Origin of the sequence: Flavobacterium sp., assembly GCF_031363805.1 — a bacterium.
GTDB lineage: Bacteria > Bacteroidota > Bacteroidia > Flavobacteriales > Flavobacteriaceae > Flavobacterium.
The window spans coordinates 1-7,395 of the sequence record NZ_JANLVD010000239.1 but is presented as its reverse complement, the minus strand read 5'-3'; the positions used below and the strand labels follow the sequence as shown (position 1 = coordinate 7,395).

Below are 7,395 nucleotides of genomic sequence, written 5' to 3'. Positions count from 1 at the left end.
AAGAGGATGACAATGCTTCTCAAACACCAGCTACCATTTATCCAGAAGAAAATTTTCTAGGTGAATTTAAAACGAAAGCAATATTTAATCTTGTTAATCAAGCAAATACTCCTTCAACATTTTATTATGAAAATGGCATTGTATTTAAACCAACAGTAAAAGGAAAAATAAATGCCATTAGCTTGAGGCTTCCAACAATCAATACAGATGGAGTTAGAATTACAATTTGGAATAAACAAACTCAGGCTATTGTAGCGACAGCAAGTATACTTGTACAGTCAGCAAATGTTGAAGCAAAAAAAACATTATCAAGTTCAATTGTTCTTGAAAAGGACAAAGAATATGTAATTTCATATTACAGTAAAATTTTTTATAATAATATAAAAAACACAAATATTCTTTACCCAATTACTTGTGGAAATATTGTTGTCAGTGGACATATTTATGGCGGTTCTGAAGATGCTGCTGCTGTTGCTGCTTTTCCTAATGCGACACTAGATAAAGTATTCCCTGACGGAATTTCTTTTGATTTTCAAAGAACAGAATAAAATATATTTTCAATTTAAAACAAAAAAGCTACATGAAAAGGTAGCTTTTTTTTGTTTAATAAAATAAACCAAATTTTTCAAATTAAACGAATTTTAAATAAACAAAAAATCCCCTTCTTTCGAAGAGGATCCATGTACCCGGAACCGGAGTCGAACCGGTACGGTTTCCCACAGGTGTTTGAGACCAGCGCGTCTACCAATTCCGCCATCCGGGCAATTAGCAATTATGCTTTTGTCAGGTTTGAAAAACCTACATCAGCTGACTTAAAATAACAACAGCTATTTTATCGCTTCAAGAAATTAATTTAAAATTAAATTTCTTTAACACGGTGCAAATTTAAAAAATAAAATGACAATTTCTATAAAAATACTTTAAAATTTTATGTTTTACATTATTTTTATTGCTATTTTTGCACCTCGGTAAAACGAAACACACTAACTAACTACACCCGAGGCGTATAGTAACATCCAAATTAGACAAATGTCAAAGCTGGATAATATGAATCGCAACGGAATAAAAATGACACACTAATGCCACACCTAGAACCCGAAGCGAAAATTTTTGCCTGTTCGCAAAGTGTTTATCTAGCCGAGAAAATAGCCGCAAGCTATGGTGTACAGCTAGGAAAGGTTACGTTCTCAAAATATAGTGATGGTGAATTTCAACCTTCTTATGAAGAATCATTAAGAGGATTGCGTGCATTCATCGTTTGTTCAACATTTCCAAGCGCAGATAATTTAATGGAATTGTTGCTCATGATTGATGCTGCAAAAAGAGCTTCAGCCAGACACATTACAGCTGTAATTCCTTATTTTGGATGGGCACGTCAAGATAGAAAGGACAAGCCAAGAGTGCCAATTGGAGCCAAGCTAGTGGCAAAGTTATTGGAAACAGCAGGCGCAACTCGCATTATGACTATGGATTTGCATGCAGACCAAATACAAGGTTTTTTTGAAAAACCAGTAGATCATTTGTTTGCTTCCACTATATTTTTGCCTTATGTAAAAAGTTTAAATTTAGACAATTTAACTATAGCATCGCCAGATATGGGAGGTTCAAAAAGAGCTTATGCTTATTCTAAATTCTTAGAATCGGACGTAGTCATTTGTTACAAACAAAGAAAAGTAGCCAACGTAATCGATACAATGGAGCTTATTGGAGAAGTAAGAGGTAGAAATGTGATTTTAGTGGACGATATGATCGACACTGGAGGTACATTAGCGAAAGCGGCAGATTTAATGATAGAAAAAGGAGCATTGAGTGTAAGAGCAATATGTACCCACGCTATTTTATCTGGGGAAGCTTACGAAAAAATAGAAAATTCAAAATTGCTTGAGTTGATTGTTACAGATTCAATTCCGTTAAAAAAGCAATCAAATAAAATAAAAGTAGTGAGTTGTGCGCCACTTTTTTCTGAAGTAATGCAAATGGTGCACCACAACAATTCTATAAGTGGAAAATTTTTAATGTAAAGTCATTGCGAGGAGGAACGACGAAGCAATCTCATTACATTTTGCTAAAAGCATATAGTTTTTAGCCTAAAGCATAAATATTATTTATTAACTATATTTTTTTAAAATGAAATCGATTACAATTAAAGGATCAGAAAGAGAAAGCGTGGGAAAAGTTTCGACTAAAGCCTTACGTAATGCTGGAGCGGTTCCTTGCGTATTATACGGAGGAGATCAACCAGTACACTTTTCAGCAGAAACTGCTGCATTCAAAAACTTGGTTTACACTCCAAACGCGCACACAGTTTCGATTGAATTGGCAGGTGGAAAATCATTCAACGCAGTTTTGCAAGACATTCAAGTACATCCAGTATCTGACAAAATTTTACACATAGACTTCTATCAATTATTTGACAATAAAGAAGTTACTATGGAAGTTCCAGTTAGAATCATTGGAACATCTCCAGGTGTATTATTAGGTGGTGTTTTACGTTTAAACTCTCGTAAATTGAAAGTGAAAGCTTTGCCAGCCAACTTGCCAGATTTTTTAGATGCAGATATTACGCCTCTAGAAATGGGTAACAAAATTTATGTTACAGAATTAGCATCAGATAAATTTAAGCTTTTGCACCCAGACAACACTGTTGTGGCTCAAGTAAGAATTTCACGTGCTGCTATGAAAGCCGCTCAGGAAGCTGCAAAAGCTGCAAAAACGCCAGCTGCAAAAGGAAAGAAAAAATAATTTTTTCAATATATTTTTTAAAAGCGCTCCAATTTGGGGCGCTTTTTTTATTTGGAGCTATTTCCCGCTGTCCGTTTCAATCTTTTTTGTGGTTTTGTCATGCTGAGCTTGTCGAAGTACAAAACCACAAAAAAGGATTTCCACTTCCATCAGGGCTACGAAGAAACATTTTAAATTCTATGAAACATTTTCTTAAAATTTACCAATCAAAAAATCTATTTTTGTAAAATGATACAATGGCTTACCAATCTTTTTTCTACAACCAAACCCGAAGAAAGTAAAAATATTTATATGAAGAAATTTTTAATAGTTGGACTCGGCAATATAGGCGCCGAATATGTAAATACCCGCCACAACATTGGGTTCAAAACATTGGATTTTTTAGCCAAACAAGAATCTCTCGATTTTCAAACCGTAAAATTAGGATCGCTTGCAGAATACAAATTAAAAGGAAAAATAATTTTGTTGCTTAAACCCAACACCTATATGAACTTAAGTGGAAAAGCAGTTCAATATTGGATGGAAAAAGAAAAAATAAATATAGAAAATGTATTGATTATTACAGATGATTTGAATCTTGGTTTCGGAACCATTCGCATAAAACCAAAAGGAACCGATGGTGGACACAATGGTTTAAAAAGCATTCAACAAATTCTAAACTCATCCGAATATCCAAGATTTCGTTTTGGAATAAGCGACGAATTCAAAAAAGGAAAACAAGTTGATTATGTATTGGGAGAATGGGACGAAACTGAAAAAGAAAAACTAACTGAAAGATTAGAAAAATCAATTGAAGCAATAAAATGTTTTGCGCTTTCAGGTTTAGAAAATGCCATGACTACTTACAATGGAAAATAAAAAGGGATGGCATTATGCCATCCCTTTTGTTTTAAGAATATATTAAGATTATTCAACAATAATTCTTTTTACTGTTTTCTTTTCACCATCAATTATAGAAACCAGATAAACACCTGATTCCAATTTATCTAAACTAATATTTTGATTAAAAGCACCATTGTTTGAATATTTCTTTTCAAATACTTGTCTTCCTCTCAAATCATTCACATTGATCATAATATCATTTGATGATTCTGAAGTGAATTTTACTGTAAACATACCATTATTTGGGTTTGGAAATAATGAAAAATTTGTAAATTCATTATTCTGAACACCCAATGGGGCAAGAGTACAAATTTTTAAACTCCATGAATTTATTTTTCCACCATCATTATTATAAGGATCCCTAACCCTTAAAGTCCATGTACCAGTAGAATTTTGTCCGTTGAATCCTGATAGTGGTTGGGCAGGAAGTACAGTTCCGGATATTGCCGGATTAGTTCCACAAACAACAGCAATTCCTGAATCATCGAAAGTTGCATTTATATTATCGCTCGTACCACAAGGCTCTACGGCCAATTGTATTTCAGTACCAGCAGGGCTAATTAAAGATATAGTCATATCTGATGTGTAAGTATGATCTATGCTTATTGTTGCATTTAAATCAGAAATATTTCCCCCACTTGGTATATTTAATGTTGAATTAATTGGGTTAACATTAGCAGTAGCAGGTATCGTAACTGGTATGTTTGTTGAAGCTGTAGTTGTACAATTTATTGTTCCAGTAGTAAATTTAAAACCAGTACTATATGTTCCCAAGCATATTGCATTTTTAGGCAATACCCTCCAAAAATAACTTGTTCCTTGAGCTAAACCTGTAGCGCTGTAATTATTTGTTATTACATTCCCAGAATTTACAATTGAAGCAAAGGCTGCATCTGTTGCTATTTGCACATCATAGGACGTTGCATTACTAACTAATGCCCAAGAAAGGGTAAGTGATGTGTTTTGAGTGATGGCATTATCTACAGGTGTTGTTAATGTGGTGTTTGCAACACCCACATTTAAAACATAAGCAATAGTTGAGGTTGTTGAGCCGGAGGTAGCAATAGCCGTAATGTTATAGCTACCCTGAGCAACTCCAGCAAGCCCACTAACATTCATAGTAACAGCGCCACTTGTAGCACCCATAGTTGCTGGACTAAATGCAACAGTAGAGCCAGGAGGATTCCCAGTTGCACTAAAAGTTGTTGTTCCAGAGAATCCACCTAAAGCATTATAATTAAAATTATAATCACTAGTTGCAGTTCCAACACAAATTTGATTATTTAGTGGACCTGACTCCGAAATAGCAAAAGTAGATGTTGGCGTAACGATTGAAAAGTTAACATTTGAAATGTCAAAAAAGACATTTTGATATCCTTTTACCATAACTCTATTTGTAGTTCCAACATTATTAGGCACAACAATTGTTGCATTACCACTGTTAGGAACTTGACTTGCGAGTTGGATAGGATAAGTTAATCCACTATCTGTTGATAAAAAGATATCTACAGATGCAGTATTTATGCCATTTGCGGTAGTTCCCGCTACATCCCAATTTACGCTCTGATTAGCTCCTACAAACCAAGTAACAGCAGTATTAGGCGAATTTACCAAAAAAGGTCCAGCCGCTGCATTTACAGTAACTACCATATCTGTAAAAGCAGTCTGCCCTACTTTAAGTGGTGGCGTTGAACTGTAAGGCGAGTTGTCGCGAACAGTCAACCTAAAGTTTAATGTTCTAGACACAGAGCTTAATGCTTCAGTTAAAATACCAGCATCTCCCCCAATATTTAGTGTAGTATTTGAATTTGCAATTACTGATGATAATTTAGGAAAATATCTTAATGGCGAAACTGTTGGTCTGAATGATAAGAAGTTAGGTCCTATAATTTTAGTTGGACTTGCACTACTTGCTGCGCCAGTAGAGGTTCCTCCATCGTCATTTTGTTCCCAAGAATAAGTTAAAGCATCACCAGCATTACTATCTGTTGCGGCTCCTGTTAGCACAAAAGGGGTGCTTTTTGGTATAGTGTAATTACTAACTGGACTTACTACAGGTGTAGCATTATCGGCAGATATTGTAGTAGTTACAGGACATGTTTTCGTTGCTAAATTAGCTTGAATTTGTGCTATACTAGTTTGATGATATGCATCGATTGAGTTTGGAGCAACATCTTGACTAGTAATACCAGCATATCCCATGATGGTGATTCCAGAACCTACTTCTTTGTTAGTTCCAGAACCTTCATTACTATTGGAAAAAGTATGTGTTCCTCCTATTTGATGACCTACTTCATGTACTACATAATCAATATCAAAGGTGTCTCCCTGTGGTATTCCGTCAGAAGGTGAAGTGATTCCTCTACCTTTTGTGGAGCCAGCTCCAGACGCAACAGCGTCTACACATATACAGCCTATACAGCCTGCATTACCACCACCACCACTTTTACCAAATAGATGACCAATATCGTAGGCTGCATTGTTAGCGGCTAATGTAGTGCCTGTACCAGTTAAAGTTGTATTTATCGCAATTTGCAACTGCGTATTCCATTGACTTAGTGTAGTAGAATACGGGTCGGTGGCTGGGTCATAATAAATAATATTAGTAGAACCTGCTACAAGATTAAGGTGTAAAGCCAAATCTTTTTCATACACACCATTACAACGAGTTAATGTAGCATTGAAAGCAGCTAATACTAAACTTACCTGTGCAGCACTAGTTGCGCCAAAATAGTTAGCATATTCGGCATTACAAGATTGTGCCAAACGTGCCACTCTTAATTTACCATCATCAAATTTATTTGTATTTGTTTGGTTAGAAGTTACATTAGAAACCATTTTTTGATCATCAGTAGAGCATGACCAGGCTAGTTTTCCTTTTTCTCTTTGCGATTTGAATACGGCATATACAGCGTGATCTTCAGAATAAGCCTCGATAAATTCATTTTCTCTATCTGTTCTGAAAATCATAGTTTGAATACCTTGTGGAGAAATACTCAACTTTAAGGTAGCGTATTTATCTGTAATTCCTTGACCAGAAAAAGCTCTTATTTCAGGAAATTTGGCTTGCAAATCTGGTTCAAAATTAGATGCTTCAAAAACTTTAAATTGTTCAATTTTACCATCAGCATTTGGTAAAGTTATAATTAGAGATTTTTCAGTTGTTTTTCCAATTACAGAAAACAATGAATTTCTCATTAATTCAATATTCAAATCATACAATTTGAATTCTTTAGGAAAAGATAGTCTTGCTACAGCTTTATCTGTAGTAATATTGCTTTTTTCGCCATTATGGGCAGACCATAATTTATCAGTTTGTGAGTGACCGACTGTCAAAAAAAAGACAGCCGTTAATAATGTCAGTAATTGTTTTTTCATTGTTACAAGTTTTTTATTTGAAAGAACAAATATAATAATTTTTTGCAAACTCTTGTTTTAATTGATTTAATATTTGAATAGTTTGCACTAAATAGTATTTTTTTTAATGAGTATTCGTAATTTTATAATCTCGAAACTTAACTTTATATTTGCATAAATTTAAATATCTTGAAAATTTTTCATTCCATTTCCGATTTTAATTGCAATAAAAAAACAGTGGTTACTCTCGGCACTTTTGATGGCGTACACTTAGGACATCAAAAAATTATAAACCGCCTTTTAAATAGCGTTTCTAACGATGATTTAGAAACGGTTGTTCTCACCTTTTCTCAACATCCTAGAACAGTTTTGCATGCAGACGACAAAATAAAATTGCTAAACACCAATGAAGAA

The 7,395-nt window shown here is 34.3% G+C and carries 6 protein-coding genes and 1 tRNA gene; 5 read left to right on the top strand and 2 right to left on the bottom strand.

Annotated features, from left to right (window positions below; translation table 11 throughout):
- The coding region (locus tag RMN92_RS12455; RefSeq protein ID WP_309609764.1) for a DUF4082 domain-containing protein at window positions 1-548 on the top strand (548 nt) is incomplete at its 5' end.
- A gap of 135 nt (window positions 549-683) precedes the next feature.
- Here the strand turns inward: RMN92_RS12455 and RMN92_RS12450 are convergent.
- Window positions 684-763 (bottom strand) — tRNA-Leu (locus RMN92_RS12450).
- 316 nt (window positions 764-1,079) lie between these two features.
- Here RMN92_RS12450 and RMN92_RS12445 point away from each other — a divergent pair.
- The 3 genes from RMN92_RS12445 to pth all read left to right on the top strand — a co-directional run bounded on the left by RMN92_RS12445 (window position 1,080) and on the right by pth (window position 3,600).
- A complete protein-coding gene (locus RMN92_RS12445) occupies window positions 1,080-2,021 on the top strand; it encodes a ribose-phosphate pyrophosphokinase (RefSeq protein ID WP_309609763.1) in 942 nt (313 codons plus the stop codon).
- A 106-nt stretch (window positions 2,022-2,127) separates the two neighbouring features.
- A complete protein-coding gene (locus RMN92_RS12440; RefSeq protein WP_309609762.1) occupies window positions 2,128-2,742 on the top strand; it encodes a 50S ribosomal protein L25/general stress protein Ctc in 615 nt (204 codons plus the stop codon).
- A 228-nt stretch (window positions 2,743-2,970) separates the two neighbouring features.
- On the top strand, window positions 2,971-3,600 hold the full coding sequence (gene pth / locus RMN92_RS12435; RefSeq protein ID WP_309609761.1) for an aminoacyl-tRNA hydrolase: 630 nt from the start codon (window positions 2,971-2,973) through the stop codon (window positions 3,598-3,600).
- Between the two features lie 48 nt (window positions 3,601-3,648).
- Here the strand turns inward: pth and RMN92_RS12430 are convergent, their stop codons facing one another.
- Window positions 3,649-7,002, bottom strand: coding sequence for a reprolysin-like metallopeptidase (locus RMN92_RS12430; protein WP_309609760.1), 3,354 nt, complete (start codon window positions 7,000-7,002; stop codon window positions 3,649-3,651).
- Between the two features lie 168 nt (window positions 7,003-7,170).
- Here RMN92_RS12430 and RMN92_RS12425 point away from each other — a divergent pair.
- Window positions 7,171-7,395, top strand: a 225-nt coding sequence (locus tag RMN92_RS12425) for an adenylyltransferase/cytidyltransferase family protein (protein WP_309609759.1), incomplete at its 3' end; no start/stop codon positions are given.